Source organism: Glutamicibacter sp. NPDC087831 (assembly GCF_044742845.1).
GTDB lineage: Bacteria > Actinomycetota > Actinomycetes > Actinomycetales > Micrococcaceae > Glutamicibacter.
In genome coordinates, this window is record NZ_JBIUVH010000001.1 from 1,130,485 (window position 1) to 1,154,037 (window position 23,553).

General features: G+C 61.3%; 20 protein-coding genes, 2 tRNA genes and 1 other RNA gene. 10 read left to right on the forward strand and 13 right to left on the reverse strand.

Annotation, left to right across the window (positions count from 1 at the left end):
* Window positions 1–99: 99 nt before the first annotated feature.
* Genes ACIOJF_RS05540 through mptB (ACIOJF_RS05550) form a run of 3 tightly spaced genes read right to left on the reverse strand, consistent with a single transcriptional unit; the run spans window position 100 to window position 4,292 of the window.
* A complete protein-coding gene (locus ACIOJF_RS05540) occupies window positions 100–1,203 on the reverse strand; it encodes a VanZ family protein (protein ID WP_402734862.1) in 1,104 nt (367 codons plus the stop codon).
* 57 nt (window positions 1,204–1,260) lie between these two features.
* The gene (gene mptB / locus ACIOJF_RS05545) at window positions 1,261–2,736 is read right to left on the reverse strand and encodes a polyprenol phosphomannose-dependent alpha 1,6 mannosyltransferase MptB (RefSeq protein WP_146112887.1); all 1,476 of its coding nucleotides are present in this window, start codon (window positions 2,734–2,736) and stop codon (window positions 1,261–1,263) included.
* Window positions 2,737–2,741: 5 nt separating this feature from the next.
* Window positions 2,742–4,292, reverse strand: coding sequence for a polyprenol phosphomannose-dependent alpha 1,6 mannosyltransferase MptB (gene mptB / locus ACIOJF_RS05550; protein ID WP_402741325.1), 1,551 nt, complete (start codon window positions 4,290–4,292; stop codon window positions 2,742–2,744).
* A gap of 184 nt (window positions 4,293–4,476) precedes the next feature.
* On the opposite strand from mptB (ACIOJF_RS05550), the gene orn reads away from it, so the two are divergent.
* On the forward strand, window positions 4,477–5,088 hold the full coding sequence (gene orn, locus ACIOJF_RS05555) for an oligoribonuclease (protein ID WP_105657785.1): 612 nt from the start codon (window positions 4,477–4,479) through the stop codon (window positions 5,086–5,088).
* A gap of 158 nt (window positions 5,089–5,246) precedes the next feature.
* Window positions 5,247–5,322, forward strand: a tRNA-His gene (locus ACIOJF_RS05560).
* A gap of 97 nt (window positions 5,323–5,419) precedes the next feature.
* On the opposite strand, the gene ACIOJF_RS05565 is transcribed toward ACIOJF_RS05560, so the two are convergent.
* Together ACIOJF_RS05565 and ACIOJF_RS05570 are read right to left on the reverse strand one after the other, a co-directional pair.
* Window positions 5,420–5,983, reverse strand: coding sequence for a DapH/DapD/GlmU-related protein (locus tag ACIOJF_RS05565; protein WP_402734863.1), 564 nt, complete (start codon window positions 5,981–5,983; stop codon window positions 5,420–5,422).
* Window positions 5,973–6,314, reverse strand: a complete 342-nt coding sequence (locus ACIOJF_RS05570; protein ID WP_402741326.1) for a hypothetical protein — start codon at window positions 6,312–6,314, stop codon at window positions 5,973–5,975. Before ACIOJF_RS05570 ends, ACIOJF_RS05565 begins: the two co-directional genes overlap by 11 nt.
* Window position 6,315: 1 nt before the next feature.
* Between ACIOJF_RS05570 and ACIOJF_RS05575 the strand changes: the two genes are divergently transcribed.
* From ACIOJF_RS05575 to def, 3 genes are all read left to right on the forward strand, one after another.
* A tRNA-His gene (locus ACIOJF_RS05575) sits at window positions 6,316–6,391 on the forward strand.
* Window positions 6,392–7,222: 831 nt separating this feature from the next.
* Window positions 7,223–8,371: an acyl-CoA dehydrogenase family protein gene (locus tag ACIOJF_RS05580; protein ID WP_181148860.1), complete on the forward strand. Its 1,149-nt coding sequence runs from the start codon at window positions 7,223–7,225 to the stop codon at window positions 8,369–8,371.
* 24 nt (window positions 8,372–8,395) lie between these two features.
* Window positions 8,396–8,968: a peptide deformylase gene (gene def / locus ACIOJF_RS05585; RefSeq protein WP_105657783.1), complete on the forward strand. Its 573-nt coding sequence runs from the start codon at window positions 8,396–8,398 to the stop codon at window positions 8,966–8,968.
* A 12-nt stretch (window positions 8,969–8,980) separates the two neighbouring features.
* Here the strand turns inward: def and ACIOJF_RS05590 are convergent, their stop codons facing one another.
* The 4 genes from ACIOJF_RS05590 to ACIOJF_RS05605 all read right to left on the reverse strand — a co-directional run bounded on the left by ACIOJF_RS05590 (window position 8,981) and on the right by ACIOJF_RS05605 (window position 13,898).
* On the reverse strand, window positions 8,981–10,027 hold the full coding sequence (locus tag ACIOJF_RS05590) for a winged helix DNA-binding domain-containing protein (RefSeq protein ID WP_388021954.1): 1,047 nt from the start codon (window positions 10,025–10,027) through the stop codon (window positions 8,981–8,983).
* Window positions 10,028–10,349: 322 nt separating this feature from the next.
* On the reverse strand, window positions 10,350–11,807 hold the full coding sequence (locus ACIOJF_RS05595) for a glyceraldehyde-3-phosphate dehydrogenase (protein WP_105657779.1): 1,458 nt from the start codon (window positions 11,805–11,807) through the stop codon (window positions 10,350–10,352).
* Between the two features lie 219 nt (window positions 11,808–12,026).
* Window positions 12,027–12,383: RNase P RNA component class A (gene rnpB / locus ACIOJF_RS05600), an RNA gene on the reverse strand.
* 72 nt (window positions 12,384–12,455) lie between these two features.
* Window positions 12,456–13,898 carry an NAD(P)/FAD-dependent oxidoreductase gene (locus ACIOJF_RS05605; RefSeq protein WP_105661232.1) on the reverse strand — a complete coding sequence of 481 codons (1,443 nt, stop codon included), beginning with the start codon at window positions 13,896–13,898 and terminating at the stop codon, window positions 12,456–12,458.
* Window positions 13,899–14,015: 117 nt separating this feature from the next.
* Between ACIOJF_RS05605 and ACIOJF_RS05610 the strand changes: the two genes are divergently transcribed.
* A complete protein-coding gene (locus ACIOJF_RS05610) occupies window positions 14,016–14,795 on the forward strand; it encodes a YaaA family protein (protein ID WP_105661558.1) in 780 nt (259 codons plus the stop codon).
* Window positions 14,796–15,005: 210 nt separating this feature from the next.
* Entirely contained in the window at window positions 15,006–17,285 is a 2,280-nt protein-coding gene (locus ACIOJF_RS05615) for an exo-alpha-sialidase (protein ID WP_402734866.1), read from the forward strand.
* 120 nt (window positions 17,286–17,405) lie between these two features.
* On the opposite strand, the gene ACIOJF_RS05620 is transcribed toward ACIOJF_RS05615, so the two are convergent.
* The gene (locus tag ACIOJF_RS05620) at window positions 17,406–17,804 is read right to left on the reverse strand and encodes a VOC family protein (RefSeq protein ID WP_402734867.1); all 399 of its coding nucleotides are present in this window, start codon (window positions 17,802–17,804) and stop codon (window positions 17,406–17,408) included.
* A gap of 12 nt (window positions 17,805–17,816) precedes the next feature.
* The gene (locus tag ACIOJF_RS05625) at window positions 17,817–18,770 is read right to left on the reverse strand and encodes a Nif3-like dinuclear metal center hexameric protein (RefSeq protein WP_402741327.1); all 954 of its coding nucleotides are present in this window, start codon (window positions 18,768–18,770) and stop codon (window positions 17,817–17,819) included.
* Window positions 18,771–18,902: 132 nt separating this feature from the next.
* Here ACIOJF_RS05625 and msrA point away from each other — a divergent pair, with 132 nt between their 5' ends.
* The 3 genes from msrA (at window position 18,903) to epsC (ending at window position 21,220) form a co-directional block, all read left to right on the forward strand.
* Window positions 18,903–19,430, forward strand: coding sequence for a peptide-methionine (S)-S-oxide reductase MsrA (gene msrA, locus ACIOJF_RS05630; protein WP_105657859.1), 528 nt, complete (start codon window positions 18,903–18,905; stop codon window positions 19,428–19,430).
* A gap of 127 nt (window positions 19,431–19,557) precedes the next feature.
* A complete protein-coding gene (gene cysK, locus ACIOJF_RS05635; protein WP_105661227.1) occupies window positions 19,558–20,493 on the forward strand; it encodes a cysteine synthase A in 936 nt (311 codons plus the stop codon).
* Between the two features lie 142 nt (window positions 20,494–20,635).
* Window positions 20,636–21,220 carry a serine O-acetyltransferase EpsC gene (gene epsC / locus ACIOJF_RS05640; RefSeq protein ID WP_105657773.1) on the forward strand — a complete coding sequence of 195 codons (585 nt, stop codon included), beginning with the start codon at window positions 20,636–20,638 and terminating at the stop codon, window positions 21,218–21,220.
* Between the two features lie 182 nt (window positions 21,221–21,402).
* Here the strand turns inward: epsC and ACIOJF_RS05645 are convergent, their stop codons facing one another.
* Together ACIOJF_RS05645 and ACIOJF_RS05650 are read right to left on the reverse strand one after the other, a co-directional pair.
* Window positions 21,403–22,683 carry a dicarboxylate/amino acid:cation symporter gene (locus tag ACIOJF_RS05645; RefSeq protein WP_105661226.1) on the reverse strand — a complete coding sequence of 427 codons (1,281 nt, stop codon included), beginning with the start codon at window positions 22,681–22,683 and terminating at the stop codon, window positions 21,403–21,405.
* 297 nt (window positions 22,684–22,980) lie between these two features.
* Window positions 22,981–23,493, reverse strand: a complete 513-nt coding sequence (locus ACIOJF_RS05650; RefSeq protein WP_146112885.1) for a hypothetical protein — start codon at window positions 23,491–23,493, stop codon at window positions 22,981–22,983.
* Between the last annotated feature and the right edge of the window lie 60 nt (window positions 23,494–23,553).

A 23,553-nucleotide genomic window follows, 5' to 3' on the forward strand; every position in this document is an offset into this window, starting at 1 on the left:
TCGGTATGTCTTCAAACGCGAGTTTGCTGGACCGCACCCCAGGCGCAGACCACCGCGTTCCATTTTAGCGTGCGCCTTGCGTTGCTGGGGCGCCTTGGCTCAAAGGGCGCGACGGTCGATGAAACCGGTACCGCTGATTTTTCCGGCCAGCCCCCGGTGATTCGCCTCGAAGATGAAGTAGAAGGCGCTGATCGCGATATAGATCACAACGAGCATGTTCAGCAGCGGGTAGGGCGTGAAGTCGACCATGCTGGTGGAAATCTGGAAGAGGAAGTTAATCCCGCCAAATCCGAGCAGGCTGCGCAGCAAGGCCCGGCCGGCCGGAGCCGGTTGCCCCTGCCCGTCGGTGAGCATCAGCCAGGCACAGCGCTGGCCGAGGGTAGCCCGTCCCGGCGCCAGGCTCGGCAGCCAGAAGACGCAGAAGACCACGAGCAGCGGAAGCCAGAAGTTCATCCACTGTTGGCCGAACTCCGGGGCACCCAAGCGCTCCAGGAGTTCCAGTGCAGCGCCGATGACGAAGAGCACGGCCGAGGTGAAGCCTGCATCGAAGATGTTGGCCAGTGCGCGGCGGGCGCGGGTGACCGGCCGCGCCGGCGCGTTGGCCGCGTTCGCTTCCACCGGACCGGACAGGAAGCGGAACATCGGAAGGTAGGCGATCATCGCGCCCAGCAGCGCGCCGGCAGTGTTAGTGATCAGGTCATCGACGTCGGCCACGCGGTAGGCGCAGGTGTACAACCCCCAAATAGCGGTGTACTGGGTCAGCTCGATGGCCAACGAGGCCGCGAAGCCCAGCAAGACGCCGGTGAAAATGTTGCCGCGCAGCCAGCGCACGGCCAAGATGCCCAGGGGCATGAACAAGATGATGTTGAACAGCACCTGCCACAGCGTGAAGCTGGTGGCGAAGCCGCTCAGCCCGCGCTCCACGATGGCCACCCTGAAGTCGTCGACGAAACGGCCGGGCACCAGTTGCGGGATGGCCACCCCGGGACGGCAGAATTCGTCGCGCGTGGCCGGCAGCGGAAGCATGGTGTAGCTGAAGAGGCCGAATCCGTAGACCGCTGCGGTTGCGGTGGTAATGGTGCGGCGCCAGGACAACCGTCCATGCCGGCGGTATTGCACGGCCAGCAGGAAAACGCCGGCGGACGCCAAGAAGAGGGCGCCGCCGAGAATGGCGATTGCCGCTGGCCAGAACATTGTTTGCATATTTCTATCTAAGCGGAATATTCCGGGAGAAAGCTGGGCTGCAGAATGTGACCTTGGCTATGCTTTCGGCCCGCGCAGCACTTTCCTGGTTCTGGCATCGGCAGTGAAGAGGCCGATGAACAAGCCCGCTACGAGCACGCCAGCCAGGGTCTTCATCAGCCAGGCCGAGTGCCACTGCTCGATGGAGAGCTGGTCGACGAAAACCGCCACCAGGATCAGGCTGGATACATAGATCATCAGCTTTTCCGATCCCCAGGACACCTTGTGCGAAATGGCGAACAGCGCCATCAGCCACAGGATGTACCACGGCTGGATAATCGGAGCCAGCAGCACCACCGCCGAGAGCGCCCACGCCGCTAGGCGCACCGGGCTGGAGGTGTCCTTGGCCAGCGCCAGGCGCGCCACAATGGCCAGCGCGATGACCTGGAAGACGCCCACCACGATGGCATTCACCAAGGAGATATCGGCGCCGAATATGCCAGCGAGATTGCTCAGGGACCAGCCGATCAGTCCCACGGGAGCGTACGGGAACGCCGCATCGCCCGCGGTGAACATGGCAAGCAGCCAGCCGAACCAGAGGTTGGTGACCGCACCGATCAAAAGCAGCCAGGTCAGGGAGAGGGCCGCGACCTTGGCCCAGATTTTCCACCTCTCGCGCATCGACGGGCTCCTGCCCAGCAGGACCAAGCCGATAAAAGGCAGCGCCAGCAGCACGATCGGCTTGACCGACACGGCTATGGCCAGCGCCATCGTGGCGGCCATGGGACGGCGGTCGTAGGCATAGGCGAAGGCGCTGAAGACACCGGCGATCATCAGCGCGTCGTTGTGGACGCCGCCGATCATGGTCAGCAGGAACAGCGGATTGCCCACGATGGCCCAGTTGGCCCAGTTCGCGCTCTGCCCCATTTTCTGCGCCAGCTTCGCAGTGAAGTGATAGCAGCCCCAGACACCGAGCACGGCAATGACGCGCAGCAGGCCCACGCCGATTTCGGGAATGCCGTTGGAGGCGAAGTAGATGATGCGGGCGAGCACGAGGAAGAACGGGCCATAGGGCGAGGGCGATTGCGCCCACAGGCTGTCGGATCCGCCATCGAACCAGCCCGGAAGCGCGGACACGCCTTCGGCGTACGGGGATTTGCCGGCGTGCAGCATGCGGCCCTGGGCCAGGTAGGAGTAGACGTCGCGGCTGAGGATCGGGAAGCTGAGCATCAGCGGAGCAGACCACATGGCCAGCACGCGGGCCAGTTCCCGCCCGGTAATCTCACCGGCAGCCTGGACCCATGGCCGGGCCAGGATCCAGGTTCGGGTCAACCAGACAATTCCCACGGCCATCAGCACGATGCAGCTGATGACACCTGGCACTTCGGTTCGGAATTCTATGAAGAAGCCGCTGCGTGCCAGCGGGGACAGCTGGTTGCGCGGGAACCAGCCGATCCCCCAGGAGGCGACGGTAATCATGGCCGAGGCGGTGAACCCTTGCCATGATAGTGACCGCAGGCTTGCGCGCTGCGGTGCCAGCTTCGGCTGCTCCACTGCCACTAGGCTTTCTTGCTCTTCTTCAGCCAGTTGGTCGAGCTGAGCAGATCAGCGCAGATGTTCTTGGTCTTCGGATCGAAGAAGACAAGGTACAGGGCGCAGGCGATGGAGATGCCCCAGGAAATCAATTGGACGCGTGGAACCAGGGAATCCTGCAGGAACTGCCAAACGAAGATCTGGTCAGCGGCCTGGTAGGCCAGGAAGAAGATGGTGGTCAGGTGCAGCCAGAGCATCTGCCAGTCATCGCGCAGGCCGGTCGCGGCGAAGAACGGCAGCAGCCACAGGAGGTACCACGGCTGGATCACCGGGGAGAGCACGACAATCGCCGCGAAGGCGATGGCCATGCGCTGCACCAGGTGCGAGTGCTTTCCTCGGAAGATCAAGACAAAGGCGATGGCTACGCCGACCAGGCGGCCGAAGAGCTTGGCCGCGGGCAGGATCCACTCGGTGGACAGCCCGATGGCGGAGACCAGCCCGCTCAGCGCGATGACCGCAATGCCTACCGGGGAGAAGATGGAGTATCCGGTACCGGTGAAGAGCATGACCTTCAGCCAACCGAACCAGTAGCCATTGAGCCACCCAACCACGGTCATCAGGGCCAGGAAGATCATGCCGGTGTAGAACCAGTAGAGGATGCGGCGCGGCCAGGCAGCGTTAGGCCCTGCCCAGAGCAGGCCGATAAACGGCAGCAGTACCAGGGTAATCGGTTTGACCCCCACCGAGGCCGCCAGCACCACGATGGCCCAGAAGCCGTAGCGCTTGCATGCCAGGTAGACAGCCCAGACCGACAGGCCGGTCATCAGGGCATCGTTGTGCGCACTGGCCACGAAGTTCACCAGGAACAGCGGGTTCGCCACGGTCATCCAGGCGGCTTTGGCCCCGGAGACACCGTGCAGTTCGGCAAGCTTGGGCACGTAGCGCAGGCAGAGCAGCACGCCGATGAATGCAATGGCGCGGAAGGCCAGGACCGCCGCGTCGGTCGAAGGGCCAGTCAGCTTGACCACGAGGAATTCGATGCTCAGGTAGAGCGGGCCGTAAGGGGTGCCGTCCTGCGCCCACATGGTGTCGGCACCGAGCTGGAACCAGTTATTCAGCGAGGATATTCCGTCAACATAAGGATCCTGCCCGGCATCCACCAGCCGGCCTTGGCCGATGTAGGCGAACACGTCCCGGCTCATGATCGGCAACGTGACGAACATCGGGATGCTCCACAGCCAGACCGCACGGCGGACCACCTTCAGCGAACCCTCGCCCCAGCCCTTGAGCTTCTGGCCCAGGCGCCACCAGGAACGGAAGAGGACCCAGCAACCCAGGGCCAGCAGGATCACGCAGGTGATCACGCCGGCGGGTTCGGTGCGCAGCATGATGAAGAACGGGTCGCGGTTCAGCGGGGATACGCTGGCCAGCCACCCGGTACCGAAGGATCCGAAAAGGATCAGGGAGGAACCGATGACGCCGCTGAGAAGGGTCCTATTCACTCCAGCGTAGGGCGGGGAGCTCACTGCTGCTGGCTTGCTGGCTGACACACTGACACCTCGGGCTGTAACGGACATGAGTTCGAGAGTAATTAAGCCAGCGTCGCATGTGCCGCGCCCTTGCAAGCAGGCAATTCAACAGCCGGAAATCTCAGACGATTTTAGCATCGAGCACGCGTCCAGGCCGGTTGAAACACTGTCCTTCCGCCGTGCGACGAGGGTGCGCTCCCCCACAGCGCTGCTTGAAGTGTAGATTGGTTACGTGGCTAGTAACTCAGAAAAAATTGTATGGATCGATTGCGAAATGACCGGCTTGGATCTGGTTAACGACGCATTGATCGAAGTAGCAGTGCTCATTACCGACTCCGATCTGGAGATCGTCGACGAGGGCATCCAGGTAGTCATCAAGCCCGAGCCGGCAGCTCTGGCGCAGATGGATGATTTCGTTCGCAATATGCATGTGGTTAGCGGCCTGCTGCCCGAGCTGGAGAACGGCATTTCCATGGAGGAAGCCCAGCGCCTGGTGGTCGACTACATCAAGAAGCACGTTCCGGAGCCGAACAAGGCGTTGCTGGGCGGCAACTCGGTGGGCACCGACAAGAACTTCTTGGCACGCGATATGCCCGAGGTCATTGAGCACCTGCACTACCGCATTATCGACGTGTCGACCTTGAAGGAGCTGAGCCGCCGCTGGTTCCCGAAGGCGCACTACGGCGCTCCAGCCAAGACCGGCAACCATCGCGCACTGGGCGACATCCAGGATTCGATCAACGAGCTTCGCTACTACCGCGACGCCATCATGGTGCCGGCGCCGGGACCAACCTCCGTTGAGGCCAGGAAGATCGCCGCCGGGATCACCGAAAGCGCCGGCTAACCGCTAAACGAAGGCCCCGGCGCATTGGTGATGCACTGCACAGTGCCCCAGGGGCCTTCCGATTGGCATCAAGCGCGGAATTGTGTGTATAGTATTTCTCGTTGCCAGATACGGAATTGGTTCGCAAAAGCGTTCTGACTAGTAACGAAGCAAACATGGTGGGTATAGCTCAGTCGGTAGAGCGTCTGGTTGTGGTCCAGAAGGTCGCGGGTTCAAACCCCGTTACTCACCCCAGAGACAAAGACTCGATCCAGAACGAAAGTTCCGGATCGAGTCTTTTGCTTTACCCGCACGCCTGGCAACGCCGCCGCTCAGCTGACGAGCCGCAGAATTAGACCGTGCGCACCACCCTGGCTGGCGAGCCAACCACAACAGCGCCGGCAGGTACGTCTTTCGTTACGACCGCGGCGGCAGCGACAACTGCGTTCTCGCCGATCGTGACACCGGAAAGTATGGTCGCGTTCGCGCCAATCCAGACGTTGCGCCCAATGATCACTGGAGCCGGAATCATATCCGCCCGCCGAGCAGGTTCAAGATCGTGATTAAGTGTTGCCACAACGACGTTGTGCCCAATCAAGCACTCATCCCCGATACTGATGCCGCCTTGGTCCTGGAATTTGCAGCCAGCATTGATGAAGACGTTTTTCCCCAGTTCGATATTGCGGCCAAACTCCGAGTTGAACGGCGGGACTAGCACCACCGAGTCGTCAACGTTCGTTCCGGTCAGCTGCCGCAGCAAATCCCGCACTTGCCCTGGGCTGCGGTAGCCGTCGTTCAGCTCCGCGCAAATGCGCAGCGCGTCCTGGCTTGTGCTATGCATGAGCGCATGCAGCGGCGAACCGGCGGTAATTCTCTGGCCAGCATTCAAGGCTTCCAGAAGATCGTCAATGCCCAAGAATTCCCCCCATCATCAATTCTTCACGGTGGCTCGAACTATATCGGCTTCCACCGTCGATGCCTAGCATCGTCGGGCCCTGCACCTGCAGCAAAGCATTTCCCGCAAGTACTGCTGGCAAAGGCGTGATCACGGCACGGGGATCCATCTCATGAGGCAGTTCAGCGGCGAGCAACAGCCCCACAGCCATGAATAATGAGCATCCCGTCACAATCCCGGAAATGGCTCCATGCGAATTGGTATTTCCGGCCTGGATACGTGTATAGTATTTCTCGTTGCCCGGTACGAGATCATGAGCACTACAGCTTCTGACTAGTAACGAAGTAGACATGGTGGGTATAGCTCAGTCGGTAGAGCGTCTGGTTGTGGTCCAGAAGGTCGCGGGTTCAAACCCCGTTACTCACCCCAGATCGAAAGACCTGGTTCGGAATGGAAATTCCGAACCAGGTCTTTTCTCGTTTCCGACGCCTTGAAGCGCAATCAGCAAGGCACCGGGCCTCGTTGATTCCAGACCGAACATCTGGAATCCAGAGGCACTCGCCACCAGTCCCCGCCAGCGAATCCGACACGGCGTTCAGCATCGCGCCGCTAGCCGCCAACCCGCCTTCACCGCCGGCAATGGCCACCGCATGGAACCACCAGATGCCCAGGCACCCTGCCGACGCCGAAAAGATCGCTTCCATGGCACAGGTCGGGCGCCTCGACGCGATCGCACGCAACCCTGCCAGCAGTCTCGAAACAAACAGATTCCATCAAGCGGCAACCGGGTCGATTTCGCGTGGAGTGATCCGCAACCCGCGGGACAGTCCAGGGTTGCATTATTGGCACTGCCCGCCCCTGCATAACGAGCCACTTGCCTCCCCTAGGCCCCTATTCGAAGTATCACTGTCTCCGGTGAAGCCAACGCCATCACGCACGGATGCCGGTTGCAGATTCGTCGCCGACAGGACCGATTGAACAGGCAGTTCGAACCTGCCGGCGAGCGCAGTGCTGCCCGGATGCGGTGTTAAGTCATATTTCGGTGGCTAGGAACACGGATTCGAAACTATGTTCGAATGCGTTGTGTTTTGGGGTCTACCCCCGTGTTTTTCGAGACTTTTTGCGTTATCTAGTGACTTGAATCGTTGTTTGCCCTGGCGAATAGGCACGCATTGGCCTGAGCGACCATAATGGATGATGTACTTCGGCAAGCCAGTGAGCTTTATGCCTTCGTTCCATCCACCGAAAGGTACTCCCCCTGTGAAACGCGCGCTCTTTGAAGAGGACCACGAGCAGTTCCGTGAACTGGCTACGGAATTCAACGCCCGGGAGATTTCCGGTAAATACGCTCAGTGGGAAAAGGATCATCAGATCCCCCGCGAGGTGTGGCAGTCTGCCGGTGAAAACGGCCTGCTGGGTCTTGCAGTGCCTGAGCAGTTCGGTGGCATGGGCATCGATGATTACCGCTTCCGTGTAGTGCTTGATGAGCAGCTCGTGCGTTCGGGGCATCTGTCCGTAGCCTTGGCCTTCCACCTGCACGACGACCTGGTGCTGCCGTACCTGCTCTCCTACGGCTCTGCCGAGCTCAAGGCCAAGTGGCTTCCACGCATGGTCGATGGCTCCACCATTACCTCCTGCGCGTTTACCGAGCCTGGCGCTGGATCTGACCTGCGCGCGGTGCGCACCAAGGCGGTCCGCGATGGGGATGACTGGCTGATTAGCGGCCAGAAGACTTTCATCGGCAATGCTGCGTTTGGCGATGCCGCTCTGGTGCTTGCGCGCACCGATGGCGAGAGCGGACGTGCGGGCGAGCAGTCATTCTCGCTGTTCATGGTCGAGCGTTCCGAGGGGTACACCAACGGCAGCCCCTTCGACAAGATTGGGCTGCGGGCTTCTGATACCGCTGAGCTGTTCTTCGACGATGTCCGCGTCTCGTCTGCGGATCTTGTTGGCGAGGCTGGACAGGGCCTGTCCTATGTCAAGGCGCAGCTTCCCCAGGCCCGTCTGGCTATTGCCGTGGCTGCCTCGGCGATCTGCACCGCGTCCTTCGAGCAGGCGCTGGAGCATGCGAAGAACCGCTCGACCTTTGGCCAGGCGCTGACCGAGTACCAGAACACCCGTTTCGAACTGGCTAACCTGAAGACTGAGGCGCATGTCACCCAGAGCTTCGTGGACCGGGCCGTCCTGGCATTCAACGACGGCGAGCTGGATCCTTCCGAGGCTGCCGAGGTCAAGCTTTGGGCTAGTGAGAGCGCTAAAAAGCTTTCCGATCAGGCATTGCAGCTGCATGGCGGCTATGGCTACATCATGGAGTACCCGATTGCCCAGTCCTTCACTGCCTCCCGCTTGCTGACCATCTTTGGTGGCACAAGCGAGATCATGCGTGAAACTATTGGACGAGCACTCTAAGCACTTTTGAAAGGAACCGATCACGTGCCTATTCGGCAGATCACTGTTTACGGAGAACCTGTACTTCACAAGCGTGCGGTGGAGGTCACCGAGTTTGATGGCGCCTTGCGCGAGCTCGTTGCCGATATGCACCTCACCATGGATGAAGCGCATGGCGTGGGCCTGGCGGCTCCGCAGATCGGTTTGGGCCTGCGCATGTTCACCTACGTCTTCGCGGACCAGGACGATGCTCCCGAGCGGGGCGTAGTGATCAACCCCAAGCTGACGCTTTCAAAGGTGTCGCAGGCTCCCGCAGATGCTGATGACGACTCCGAGGGCTGCTTGTCCGTGCCCGGGTTGAACTACCCGCTGCAGCGTGCCGACTATGCGAAGGTGGAGGGTTTCGACGAGTTCGGCAATCCGATCTCTTTCGAAGCGCACGGCTGGTTCGCGCGCATCATGCAGCACGAGTACGACCACCTTGATGGCTACCTCTACGTGGACAAGTTGCAGCCACGCTGGGAGAAGAAGTGGAAGAAGGCCAAGAAGGCTCTGGGTTGGGGCGTGCCTGGCAACACCTGGTTGCCGGGTACCGATGAGGATCCATTCGGCCACTAGGCCTCCCGCCGCCTACCGGGCAGTCTTGAAGTCCAGATACCGCTGATGCAGCGCCGCACCGATTTTGCCGGTGGGCGCTGTTTCTGCGTTCCAGAGCTTCGAAGCCCTGCCTTGTTCTAGCCAGAAGGGCAGGAACATGCCGTTCTTGCCGGGCAGGATCTGCGCAGCCATCTGCTCGTCGGCTACCAGCGTGCGATTCGCGTAGCCCAGGTAGTACTCGTCAAAGGGACCGAGCAGGCGCAGTGGCAGCCCGGTGGGCTCCATCGCTTCAAGCTCCCGGTGGGCGCGGCTGCCGGCGATGACCCAGTAGCCCTCCCCGCGCTCATCGCTTCCTGCGCTGGACAGCAAGCCGCCGAGTGCTTCTGCGGCGGTTCTCATGGTGGTCAGCGTCTGTCCCGTGTACCAGGCTGCGTCGCGAAGGGTAGCTGGCCCATGCGAGTGCAGGTACCGGCGCAAGAGTTGCGCCAACGGATCTCCTGGTTCCCGGTGACTTGCAATCCATTCATCCACGAGCACGAAGTCCTGCGCGATGAGTTTCGCGTCTTGTGGAATGGGCCCCTGGCAGATCAACCCGTCCAGGACGAGGACCTGCAGGATAACCAGTCCTCGCTGCTGGCCGGTCTCCATTCCATTCTGGTTCAGTGCCTTGAAGAGCGCGGAGCGGCTGGCTTGCCCGTGCTCCTGCAGATGCGCGCTGATGATGCCAGCTGCCTGGTCAATGTCCTGGGTGCCGATCTGCAGTCCCCGCATCCGTGTGGCCGAGGAGCGCAAGGTGCGTTCACGTGTTGCGCGAGTCATCCAGCGCGCATCTTCGGCCAAGCAGATATGCAGCGTGCCCCGCATGGTCCATGACCGCACGAGCCGGCCTTCGCTGAAGAGCGCATCGACTTGCTGGCGGGATTCTTGCGCTGCGGAGCGCTGAGCCAGCGCGTAGCGTCCTGCAGCGAAGTCCTGGGACTGGAACGCGAGCATGTGTTCTGCGGCCTGCAGTACGGATTCTGCCGGCTCCAGTAGCAGCTGGCTCGCCATGCGCGCCGCCAGCGTCCGGGTACTGTCCATTAACCAACCTCGATCCAATGCTTGATGGCCTAAAGCCTAGCAGTGCGGGGGTCCAGAGATGCCCGCGAAGCGGCGCACCTGCAGCCGCCGTTGACGCAGGGACGGCGCAGGCTCAAGCGGACCTCCACGCCCGGATGCGCGCAAAGGTCGAGACCTGCCTGGACTTTGCTGGAGAGGTGCTGGCCAGGTACTGGTTCTCGTTGGCCCCCTGGACCCGGAAGGTCCTTTGGAGGGCTTCGTGCCACCCGGATGGAATAGCAAAAGGGACCATCCCAGCGCGCAATGCGTTGGGATGGTCCCTTCAGCTGCAAGCAGCGAGGTCCTAGGCGGTGACGGCTTCAGCCTTCACTGCAGGCACTGCAGCCGGGTGGGTGCCGGCCATCGATTCGATGACGCGCACAACCTGGCAGGAGTAGCCGAACTCGTTGTCGTACCAAACGTAGACGACAGCGTTCTTGCCGGACACGATAGTGGCCAGGCCGTCAACGATGCCGGCGCGGCGCGAGCCGACGAAGTCGGTGGAGACAACCTCAGGCGAATCGATGTAGTCGATCTGCTTGTGCAGGCTGGAGGTCAGCGAGGTTTCACGCAGGTAGGCATTGAGCTCTTCCTTGGTGGTCCCGTTCTCCAGGTTCAAGTTCAAGATCGCCATGGAGACATCCGGGGTCGGTACACGGATCGCGTTGCCGGTCAGCTTGCCTTCGAACTCCGGCAGGGCCTTGGCCACTGCCTTGGCGGCACCGGTTTCGGTGATCACCATGTTCAGCGCTGCCGAACGGCCGCGGCGCTCGCCCTTGTGGAAGTTGTCGATCAGGTTCTGGTCGTTGGTGAACGAGTGAACGGTCTCGACGTGCCCGTGGGTGACACCGAACTTGTCGTTCAGGGCCTTGAGCACTGGGGTGATGGCATTGGTGGTGCACGAGGCAGCGGTGACGATCTTGTCTTCTGCGGTGATCCACGAATCGTTGATGCCGTGGACGATGTTCTTCAGATCGCCCTTGCCCGGTGCGGTCAGCAGCACGCGGGAAACGCCCTTGGCGGCCAGGTGCTGGGACAGTCCGGCCTCATCGCGCCAGCGGCCGGTGTTGTCCACCACGATGGCGTTGTCGATGCCGTGTTCGGTGTAGTCGACGGTGGTCGGGTCATTCGAGTAGATGACCTTGATCAGGGTGCCGTTGGCGAGGATCGTGCTGTTTTCCTCGTCGACCGTGATCGAGCCTTCGAAGCGGCCGTGCACCGAGTCGCGGCGCAGCAGCGAAGCGCGCTTGACGATGTCGTCATCCGAGCCCTTGCGGACCACGATGGCGCGCAGGCGCAGGCCGTAGCCGCCACGCTCGATCAGGATGCGGGCCAGCAGGCGTCCGATGCGGCCGAAGCCGTAGAGGACAACGTCCTGGGGTTCAGCGTCGGTTGCGCCGGCCTGGCCAACCTTCTCGCCCAATTCATCAGCCAGGAAAGCGTTCAAATCAGCGGAACCGGATTCCTTGAACTTCTTGTTCACGCGGCCGAGGTCAACTGCTACCGAACCGACGTTCAGGGCCTCGATGGCATCCAGGATGGCCTTGGTGTCGTTCAGGTCGAGCTCTTCGCCATCGATGCGGCGCACTACGCGGTGGGCCTTGATGATGTCGATGGCGGACTGGTTGATCAGCTTGCGGCCGTAGACGGAGGTCACCACATTGTTCTTGCGGTACAGACGTCCGATCAGTGGGATCATGGCCTCGGCGAGCTCTTCGCGCCCGCTCCATTCTTGCTGGGCAACGACAGACTGCTGGGTCACAGAAAATCCTTCCAATTCAGCCGACTCGCAGATCCATAAAGTCGGTTGGCACCGTGGGAAGCACCATTGCTTTTGCGGTGGCACGAGGTAACAGGATCATCCTCGTAAGTACATGATCCATTCTAGACCGTGCGCAGAAAAACTGAGGATCGGGGACTGTGAATCATCTCACCAGCGCACTAAAGGCTGATGCCGGCGCAATCGCAGGGAGGAAGAGTGTGAATGGGATGGCCGATACGCCGGGTTTTGTCGCGCCGAAGCGGGACGGTCATCTATCTACGACTGCCGTTGCCGGCAGCCTCTAGCGGTCCACCCGACTGCATGGGGCGAACAGCCCTCATGACGCAGTCTGTCTGACCTTGCTCCGAGTGGGGTTTACCTAGCCACCCCAATCGCTTGGGGTGCTGGTGGTCTCTTACACCACCGTTTCACCCTTACCAGGAAAACCTGGCGGTCTATTTTCTGTGGCACTAGCCTGCGGGTTACCCCGAGTGGGCGTTACCCACCACCCTGTTCTGCGGAGCCCGGACGTTCCTCGGGGCAATTGACTTGCCACGCGACCGTCTGGCCATCCCATTCACTACCAGTCTAATGCGTTGGGCGCGGCCTGCAGACCACTTCCGAACGCTGATTCGGTCACAGCCAGGTTCACCCGAACCGCAGCGCCTCAAGCAACCGCAACCAGATTTCGCTGATCGTCGGATAGGCGGGGACCGCATGCCACAGCCGGTCCAGGCTGACCTCGCCGACGATCGCAATGGTGGCCGCATGCAGCAGTTCCGCGGCATCCTGGCCAGCGAAAGTGGCGCCGACGATCACCGAACGCGCCTGGTCTATCACCAGCTTGGCCCGCCCGGAATACCCGTCGGCGTGCAGGCTCGCCCCGGCCACCGCACCCAGATCGTGCTCGATAACCGAAATCTGCAGACCGGCGTCGCGGGCCTGGCGTTCGGTGAGTCCGACCGCGGCGATCTGCGGATCGCTGAAGACCACGCGCGGCACCGCATGGTGGTCCGCCGTGGCCGCATGCCTGCCCCAGGGCGCATCGAGAACCCCGGTTCCATTGATCCTCGCGGCAATGGCCTCGCCCGCGGCCCGGGCCTGGTACTTGCCCTGGTGGGTCAGCGGGCTGCGCCCGCTGGCATCTCCCACGGCGTAGAGCCAGTCGGTGCCCGCCACGAGCATCGTGTCATCGACCTGCAACCGCCGGGACGGGTCCACCCCGAGTGCTTCGAGTCCCAGGTTCCCGATGTCCGGCCGCCGCCCGGTGGAGACGAGCACTTCCTCGGCTTCCACGAGGGATCCTCCGGGCAGCTGGAGGCCGGCTATCCCGTGCTCATCGCGGTGGACCTGCAACGGAGTGGTGTCCTGGTGCACCACTACCCCGGCCTCGGCCAGCGACTGGGCCACCAGCTCGCCGGCGAACGGCTCTTCGCGGCCCAGCAGCGACCCGCGGGCAAGGATGGTGACCTTGGAATCGAGGGAGGCGAAGGCGAATGCCAGCTCCACCCCGGCAACTCCGCCACCGATGATGGCCAGCCTTGGCGGGATCGCCTTGGCCGCAGTGGCCTCCCGGGTGCCCCACGGCCTGGCTTCAGCCAATCCCTCGATCCCAGGCAGAACTGGAGTGGATCCGGTGGCCAGGACTACGGCCCGGGCCGAGTACTCGCGATCCGCCACCTGCACCAGGCCGCGCCCGGAAAGCCGCGCCCGGCCGCGGATCAACTCGATGCCCGCCGAGCGCAGCCACCGTTCCTGCCCGGCATCATCCCAGTTGCTGGTGAAGGCGTCCCTCCGCGCGAGCACCGCCTCGGGATCCAGCGCACCAGTCACCGCTTCGCGGGCCCCAGGAACCCGGCGTGCCGCGCGCAGCGCATCGCCGCTGCGCAACAGGGCCTTGGAAGGCATGCATGCCCAATACGAGCATTCCCCGCCCACCAGCTCGGATTCGACGATGGCCGCCTTCAGGCCCTGCCGGGTGGCATAGTCGGCGGCGTTCTCCCCGGCCGGCCCGGCGCCGATCACGATCACATCGAAGTCGCAGTGCTGCCCGGAGGCAGTTTGGCTAGCTCTTGAGTTCTGCTGGGGCATGCTCTGTCCTTACTCTGCGTGAAGCGCTGCTGGGTAGTGGGTTCAGCCTAGCCAGATCTGCTCTGCGGGTACATGCCCTGGGCAGAAGATCAGATGAACTCCGATAAGCTGGAACGCGTGCTTATTCTGTTGCCGCCTTCCGAAGGCAAGACCGCCCACGCCGAAGGTTCTCCGTTCGAAATCGAGGACCTGTCTTTTCCGGAGCTTTCCGGGGAACGCCGCCTGGTGCTTGACGCCCTTGCTGAAGTCTCAGCACGCGAAGATGCCATGGACCTGCTGGGAGTCGGAGCCTCGCTGGCCAAGGAAGTAGCGCGGAATATCAATCTGCACACCGAGCCCGCAGCCAAGGCGCACGATATCTACTCGGGCGTGCTCTTCGAGGCCCTGGACTACGCAAGCCTGGATGAAGCAGCGCAGCGGCGCGCCGATGAATCCATCATCGTGGTCTCCGCCCTGTGGGGTGCCGTGCGTTTTGGCGATCGCATTCCGCCCTACCGCTTATCCATGTCGGTCAAGCTCGAGCCGCTGGGCAAGCTGGCCACCTGGTGGAAGAAGCGCCTGGCTCCGGTGCTGGATGCGGCGGCCGGCGACCAGCTGATCGTGGACGCGCGGTCGAGCACCTATGCGGCCGCCTACAAGCCGGCCAATGGCAACACCGTTGCGGTCAACGTCTTCCAGATGCGCAATGGGATCCCGAAGGTGGTCTCGCACTTTGCCAAGCACACCCGCGGAGAGGTCGCCGGTTTCCTGGTCCAGCAACCGGTCGCACCGGAAAACCCTGGAGAATTGCTCGAACTGGTCCAGACCAAGTGGGAAGCGTCCCTCGTCCAAGACAAGAAGGGCTTGGCGCTGAACATCCTGCTGCCGGAAGACCACCAGTTCACCACCGCCAAATAGCCCAATCAGGATTTGCAGTCCACTACCCCTCCGGCGTTGCCACGCGAAGAATCCTGACTGCAACCGCCGGCCTCGCAGCACCCCGGGCTTCGTTATTCCATGCAGACCCCTTCCAAATGTGATGCAGTTCACTTAGGCTTCACGTATGACATCCTACGTCATACGTCCTTCCTGATTACAGGATCCCACTCACCTGCGAGGAACTGGCCCATGCGAATTCGCTCTAGGCTTCATCATGGAAAAACCCTGGCGGCTGCCATCGCCATCTCCCTAGCCATCCCGGTCATCAGCGCCCACGGGGCGCTGGCGGCAAGCACGTTGGACGAAGCTGATCCCGGTGCACCTCCCGGAAACTTCTCCGAGATCAATCTGGGTTCCGACCGCACTGCCCAGAACTTCTTCTACCGCATTCCGGCGATGGCCCATCTGGGCAATGGCGTTATCATCGCTGCCTGGGATGCCCGCCCCGGCAGCGCCGCCGACGCTCCGAATCCAAACAGCATCGTGCAACGCAAGAGCACCGACAACGGTGCCACATGGGGCGCGATGACCACCATCGCCGCCGGCTTCCCCGGCTCCGCTGACGAAGGAAAATACGGCTATTCCGACCCAAGCTACGTGGTGGATGAAGAGGTGGGGAAGGTATTCGCCTTCTTCGTCTATTCAAAGGATCAAGGTTTCCATGGCAGCACCTGGGGTCACGATGACGGGAACCGCCAGGTCATCAGCGCCGCGGTGGTCGAGTCCACTGATGACGGTGCTACCTGGAGCAAGCCACGGTTGATCACCGATGTGGTCAAGCCCGGCGACCACGCAGTACCCGGAGCGGTCCGCACCACCTTTGCCACCTCTGGCCAAGGAATCCAGCTCACTCGCGGTGAATACGCCGGCCGCTTGGTACAGCAATATGCCGGTGATGTCATGCAAGCCGATGGATCGCGGGCTATCCAAGCCTATTCAGTGTACTCGGATGACCACGGGGCTACCTGGCAGCGTGGCGAATTCACCGGGAAAGCCATGGACGAGAACAAGGTCGTTGAGCTTTCTGATGGCCGCTTGCTGCTCAACTCCCGCGATAACAGCGGCGGCGGCTACCGCAAGGTCGCAATTTCGTCCGATGGCGGCCACAGCTATTCATCGGTCACTCAGGACAGGAACCTGCCTGACCCCACCAATAATGCCCACATCACGCAGATGTTCCCCGATGCCGAAATCAACAGCAGCCAGGCCAAGAAGCTGCTATACACCGGAGCCAACTCGCAGGCCTCCCGCTCCAACGTCTCGGCGAGGATCTCCTGCGATGACGGCAAGACCTGGCCGGGGCTTCGCACGATCCGCCGAGGGTTGTCTGCCTATTCGGTGGCAGGTGCGCTCGATGGGGGCAAGTTCGGTGTGTTCTACGAGGCCGGCTATACCGACAGCATGCAATTCGCATCCTTTGATGAAGAGTGGCTGAATTACGTTTGCGCCCCAATGCAAGCCAGCACATTCAAAGCCGATGCTGGAACGACCGTGGATGTGCCGGTCACCATCACCAACCAGGAAGCCCAAACCATTTCGGGAACCATAGACGTCGGTGCATCGAACCTGTTCAATGCGGCAGCTACCCAGGTCACCGATCTTGCACCGGGCCAGAGCACCACCGTTAACGTGCCCATAACCATTGCGGCGACAGCTCTCGGCGCCCAATCATTGCAGCTGCAGTTCACGAGTGCGTCCGGAAGCACTTCGCAGGCCACCATCGCAGCTCAGGTGGCCGGCCAAGAAGTCACCGGCATCGAGGTAGTCGGCCAGCGCGGCGATGCGAGCCGCGACCTGGCAGCAGATCCCTACGCGGTGGGTGAAAAGGTGCCATACAGTTTCCGCGTGAGCAACATCGGCAATATCAATCAATGGGTAGTTCCCGCAGAAGGCAATTTCTCACCGTTTGCCGCCAAGCCGGTAGGCGAATCCAGTCCAGCAGGGAATTGCCGCTACTCAAACCTCGGTGCTGACAAGGCCTACACCTGCGCAACCCCGCGCCACGAGGTGACGGATCAGGAACTAGCGGACGGTTATTTCGTTCCTCAGACCCGCTGGACTTCAGGCCGCATCGGCGAATACACCAGCGTTGTGGATGAATACACCGTTACCGGCGAGGAAGTAGATCTGCTGGATCGCCAACCGGCCTTCAGCGTTGAAGTATCCGAGCCGGCAGTAGCGGACCGTACGGGGAACTCCTCTTCGAGGGCCGGCGCTTGGGTCAACTTCGAGGTGACTGTCACCAACACAGGCAACGTGCGATTGACCGATCTAGAAGGACCGGGGTTCAGCGTCATCGAATTGGCGGCCGGGCAGTCAAGGACTGCAACCATCAGCAGATTGCTAACCAGCCTGGAAATCTCGGAAGGAAAACTGACCAAGGGTTCGTTGCTTGCAACTGCCAGCAACGGGCACAGAGAAGTTGAAGCCGAGTATTCGCTGGCCGAGGTGAAGCTGGCGGAGCGCTAGGACCTCGTAAAAGTGCGCGAGGAGGCCGCGGCAGATCTATCCGGCTGCTGCCAGCACCCTGAAGAAAGCAACCGGTGCGATCCGGGATTGGGTATTTCCTGGATCGCACCGGTTGCTGGTTCACACTTCAGCTTGTGTCAGGGCCGCTACTAGCTCAATCTCGAAACCGGCAGCATCTTCCAAATACGCCGCGTAGTGCTTTGGTCCCCCGGCGTACGGGTGCAGCTCCGGGAACATCAGGGTGAACCCGTGATCCAGCGCCTGGGCAGCCAACGTTTCCACCGCCTGCCTGGTTCCAGCATGGAAAGCCAAATGGTTCAGCCCGGGAGCCAGGCGGTCATGCCGCTGCCTTTTGGCATCCGGTCCGAATTCCAGGACTATATAGAATCCATCGCGGGCATAGCTGATGCCATCAGCCCATTGGGAATCCACCACATAGCCAAGGCGAGTGAGCAGCCAGCCCAGGGAAGCTGTACTGGCTGCCAAATCCTCAACCCATATTTCCAGATGATGCAGCATGGAACTCACTGACTACGGAGTCAGCACGAAGTCCCATGGATCGGAATTCACTTGGGAAACCTCGATCTCCACGGTGTGGCCAAGATCGTTGAGCACATTGCCCAGGGCGCGGGCACCAGCCGACAGCCAGACCCATTCCGAAGCGAAGTGGGAGACATCGATCAGGTAAGGGAACCCGCCGTTGGCAGCTTCGCGTGCTTCGCTTGCCGGGTGGTGACGCAGATCAGCAGTCACGTAGACATCGGCCTGGTGCGAGCGCACCGCGTCAAACAGGGAATCGCCGGCACCGCCGCAAAGGGCGACCTTCCGGATGATGCCTGTACGGTCTCCGGCGACACGAACACCGCCAGCCACCGCTGGGAGCACGGTGTAAACGCGTTCAGCGAAATCCTCGAGCTTCATCGGCTTCTCCAAGAAGCCCACCCGCCCCAAGCCTTCTTCTGGCAGTCCATCCTTGGACTCGATCAACGGCACGCAGTCCTTCAGCCCGAAGGCATCGGCGAGGGCGTCGTTGACTCCCCCGATGGCGCTGTCGGCATTGGTGTGCGCCGTAAGCAATGCGGTTCCGGATTCGATCAGGCGGTGAATGGCTTCGCCCTTGAAATTGGTGGCGGCAACCTGGGTGACTCCGCGCAGGAGCAATGGGTGGTGAGTGATCAGCAGATCGGTCCCACGCTCGATTGCATCCTCGATCACCTCCAGCGTTGGATCAACAGCCATCACGATCTTGGAAATCTGCTGGCTGGTACGTCCGGTCACCAAGCCAACGGCATCCCAATCTTCGGCCAATGATTTTGGCCAAAGTTCCTCAGCTGCTTCAAGGACGTTACCCAAGGTGGTCTGCGGAACCGAGGTGTCTTCCACCGGTTGCTCAGGCGTTTCTCCGGTAACGGGCTTGAGCGTCGAGGCATCCAGGGAATCGCTGCTCTTCCCCAGGTCTTGCGAGTTATCTGCCTTGCTCTGCATACCCACCACCCTACGCGGTGGGTATGGGGATGGAACAGAATGCAACGCCGCAACGTTGTGAACTGTGTGAGTATTCCCAGCCTTCAGTCCCCTCATCAATTCAGCCCGTTCCTGGAAGTCCAGGACACCAAGTTGAGCACCTTCGTACTAGCCGGCGGTTGCTTCTGGTGCTTGGATGCCGTGTACCAGCGAACCCGTGGCGTCCACGCCGTGATTTCCGGATATATCGGCGGCCACACCAAGGATCCGGCCTACCGCGAAGTCTGCAGCGGCACCACTGGCCATGCCGAAGGTGTCGCCGTGATCTTTGACCCGCAAGTGGTTCCGGCCGAAGTCATCTTGGACATGTTCTTTACCGTGCACGACCCGACGACGCTGAACCGCCAGGGCTACGATGTGGGCACGCAGTACCGCTCGGCGATGTTCCCGCTCGATGACCAGCAGCGCGATCTCTTCCAGGACGCCATCGAGAAGTTCTCGCGCGTATACCCCAATCCGATCGTCACTACGCTCGAAGAGTCCAAAGATTTCTATCCTGCCGAGCAAATCCATCAGGATTATTACTCCGAAAACCAGGAAGTCGGCTATTGCCGCGTGATTATCGACCCAAAGATCGCGAAAGTCAGGAAATATTACGCTCAATGGCTAAACGAAGCCTAGTCGCGCTTTTGGCCTACTAGGGTTAGTTGTGAACCTCATAGGTGTCCGGCGGTTACGCCAGATTCCGGCAATTATTTCGCCGCAACTAACTGCGGCTGCATAGAGTCACGTAAGGATTGCATACAAGATGGGCAAGATCTACAACAACGTCACCGAAGTCGTCGGCAACACCCCGCTGGTGAAGCTGAACCGCGTCGGCGAGGGCCTGCCAGGGAACATCGCTGTGAAGCTGGAATTCTACAACCCGGCGAACTCCGTCAAGGACCGCATCGGCGTGGCCATCGTTGATGCAGCCGAGGCCTCTGGTGCATTGAAGCCAGGCGGCACCATCGTTGAGGGCACTTCGGGCAACACCGGCATTGCACTGGCGATGGTCGGTGCAGCCCGCGGCTACAAGGTCATCTTGACCATGCCTGAAACCATGTCCACCGAGCGCCGTGTGATGCTGCGCGCTTTCGGCGCCGAGATCGTGCTGACCCCGGGCGCCGACGGCATGCGCGGGGCTGTGGAAAAGGCCAAGGAGATTGTTGCGACTTCCGAGAACGCTATCTGGGCGCAGCAGTTCGCTAACACCGCGAACCCGCAGGTCCACGCAGAGACCACCGGTCCGGAGATTTGGTCCGATACCGAAGGCAAGATCGATGTCCTGGTTGCCGGCATCGGTACCGGTGGCACTATCACCGGTGCAGGCCGCTACCTGAAGGAAAAGAACCCAAACCTGAAGATCGTGGCCGTTGAGCCCAAGGATTCCCCGATCCTCAACGGCGGAAAGCCCGGCCCGCACAAGATCCAGGGACTGGGAGCGAACTTCATCCCAGAGGTGCTCGACACCGAGCTGTACGACGAAGTCCTGGATGCCAGCATCGAGGATTCGGTATCGACCGCTCGCGCGCTGGGCGTCAAGGAAGGCATCCTCGGCGGCATCTCCGCTGGCGCAGCCGTTTGGGGTGCGGTACAGATCGCCGCGCGTGAAGAAAACGCCGGCAAGCAGATCGTTGCGATCATCCCTGACTTCGGTGAACGCTACATCTCCACCCTGCTCTTCGACGACATCCGCGGCTAAGTAAATTTGCAGAAGCAGAATAAATCGGCGCGAGCCACTGTTGGGTCTATAGAGAGACCTGTATCGGTGCAGCTCGCGCCGATTTGCTGTGTGACATCTGCGGATTGTCCCCGAGCGAACCGCAACCCCTAAGGTAGTATTCATGAGTTTTTTCTCCCGCCTGCGTGAGGATTTGGCCAACGCACGCCAGCACGATCCGGCAGCGCGAAGCGATCCGGAAAACTTCTTCGTGTATTCCGGACTGCACGCGATCTGGCTGCACCGGTTGGCCCACAAGATGTGGCAGAACCCCTCGTTGAAGTGGCCAGCGCGTTTGCTATCCCAGGCGAACCGCGCCCTGACCGGGATCGAGATCCATCCCGGCGCCACCATTGGGCGCCGCTTCTTCATCGACCACGGCATGGGCATCGTCATTGGCGAGACTGCCGAAATCGGCGATGACGTCATGCTGTACCACGGGGTGACCCTCGGCGGCCGTTCACTGGCCAAGGTCAAGCGCCACCCGACCATCGGTGACCGCGTGGTCATCGGTGCCGGAGCCAAGGTGCTCGGCCCGATCGTCATCGGCGCCGATTCCGCCATCGGTGCGAACGCCGTGGTCGTCAAGGATGCTCCGGAAGGCTCGATTGTCACCGGAATCCCCGCACAGAACCGTCCGCGCAGGCCTGAAGAACGCAAGCCTGCTGTAGACCCGGCCGAGTACATCGACCCGGCCATGTGGATCTAGTACTACCGCTGCTGCCACTGCGGCAAAGCAAACCCGCCCAGCACACGGACCGGCCACGGTCCGCCTGCTGGGCGGGTTTTCGCTTTCGCCCCGATCCTTGCGGGCAAAGCAAAACATCGATGCCCGGTACCACTGCGAGTCTGGTACCGGGCATCGATGCCTATGCGAGTGATGGAAGCCGTTTAGGCCAGCTTGTGGTCCGCAGCTTCGGTGCCATCGGCCAGCTCTACGACCTCGTCCTCAGGATCCTGGGGCTGGGCGCCGAGCTTGCCACGGGTCAGCTTGTGCATGATCATGGCCAGCGCGCCGTCACCGGTCACGTTGGTTGCGGTGCCGAAGCTATCCAGGGCAATGTAGGCTGCGAACATCAGGCCGACTTCGACCTCGCCGAAGCCCAGCATCTGGGCGAGCAGGCCAGCAGCGGCCGCAATAGCGCCACCAGGCACGCCGGGAGCTGCAACCATCATGACGCCGAGCATCAGGATGAACGGGAAGTAGGCGCCGAAGGAAACGTCGCCACCGGTCAGCAGGAGCACGGCGATGGAGAAGCAGGTGATCTTGACCATCGAGCCCGACAGGTGGATGGTGGCGCACAGCGGGATGACGAAACCGGCGACCGCATCGGAAACACCGTTCTTCTTCGCAGATTCCAAGGTCACTGGAATGGTTGCGGCCGAGGAGGAGGTACCCAATGCGGTGAAGTAGGCATTGCGCATGCCCCACAGGGCGGCCAGCGGGTTGCGCTTGTTCATCGCGCCAGCGATGGAGTACTGCACCAGCAGGACAACCAGGGTGAGCACGAAGGAGACCACGGCAACGAAGAGGAACTTCTGCACTACGGTGACGGCGTCACCGGCAGCGGACAGATCCAGGAAGATGCCGAAGATGAACAGCGGCAATGCGGGAACAACCACACGGCGGATAACCATCTCGATGATGTTGCGGAACTCCACTGCCCCGCGGAAGAGGACGGTGGAACGGAAGGCGGTCAGGCCCAAGCCCAGCATGAATGCCAGGACCAGCGCGGTCATGACGCCCATCAGCGGTTCCAGCACGATCTCTGTTGCCGATTCGCCTGCGCTGCCGACCAGGGAGAAGTACGGCTCAAAGCCGGATCCTTCGCCTCCGCCAACTTCCTCGACGCCACCGCCGGAAAGCGACTTGGTGAATAGCCAACGGCTCACGAAGTATGCGAGCAGGCCCGCGCACAGGGTGGAGGCGTAGGCGATGGCTGCGGTGATGCCCAACCACTTGCCGGCGCCTTTGCCGAGCTCAGCGATAGCGGGTGCCACCAAACCGAAGATGATCAAAGGCACGACGAAGCCAAGGAATCCGGAGAAGATCGAGTTGTAGGTCAGGAATACGCTTCCCAACCAGACCGGCATGACCGGGCCAAGCAGAATACCCAGCAGAATGGCGACGACCACCCAGCCAAGCAGTGGGATAGATTTCAGCAGCTTCATGAATGTCCTTTAAACGGTTCGGGCTCGGAGCGCACTGTTGGACGGGCCACAAGTGTGTCGTGGCGCACGCCTCAATCATGATAGACGTAATTTTTGTTACACCGAAATCCTGTGAATGGATTGAGTGTTACGAGAATACGCCTTTCTGCCGAATATTCTCTACCGTAAATCGCAACACGCTCAATCAGGTTCGATCCCTGGTGCGGAGGGGGTTCGGGAGCTGAATATTCGTCGATTAAACGGCAGCAGGGCGGATCTGCCCCATTAAGCAGTCCCGCCCCACCTTGGATTCATTGATTATTCGAAGTTCGCTTCGACCACGCCTTGTTCTTGGCCCTGGCCCACCACCTGGCTTTGCACGCGGAGGTTGAGCACGGATCCGTCATCGGCATTTTCATAACTCACGAAGACCGAACCGGCTCCGGCATCGCTGCCCGTTTGCGACCAGTTCGGTCCGCCCGCCGCCGAATGCCCGGTGAGCAAGGCGACCACCTGATCGGTGGCCAGCTGTTGCATCTGCGCTTCATTTCCATTGCCCCAAGCGACGACCAGGGCATCTGCATACTCGGTAGCGCTCGATGGGAGCTTGCCCAGCTCTTGGCCTCCGACAGTTCCAGATTGCTCCGACTCCCCGGCATCCCCGGGAGAGGATGCCGTTGGCGATGCGGACTGCGTTGGGCTGGCTTCAGGACTTGACGGCTCCTGGCTTGCGGTGCCACCTGCAGTGCTGCCGCAACCGGCGAGCGCAAGGCACCCGGCCAGCGCCGCCACCGAACTGAGCTTGAGTAGTTTCCTAGGTGCGTCCGGCATGGATTTCTCCGCTCTCGCAGGGGGTCGCTGATTCCTTGTGGGTTCGATACTCCACCGGAA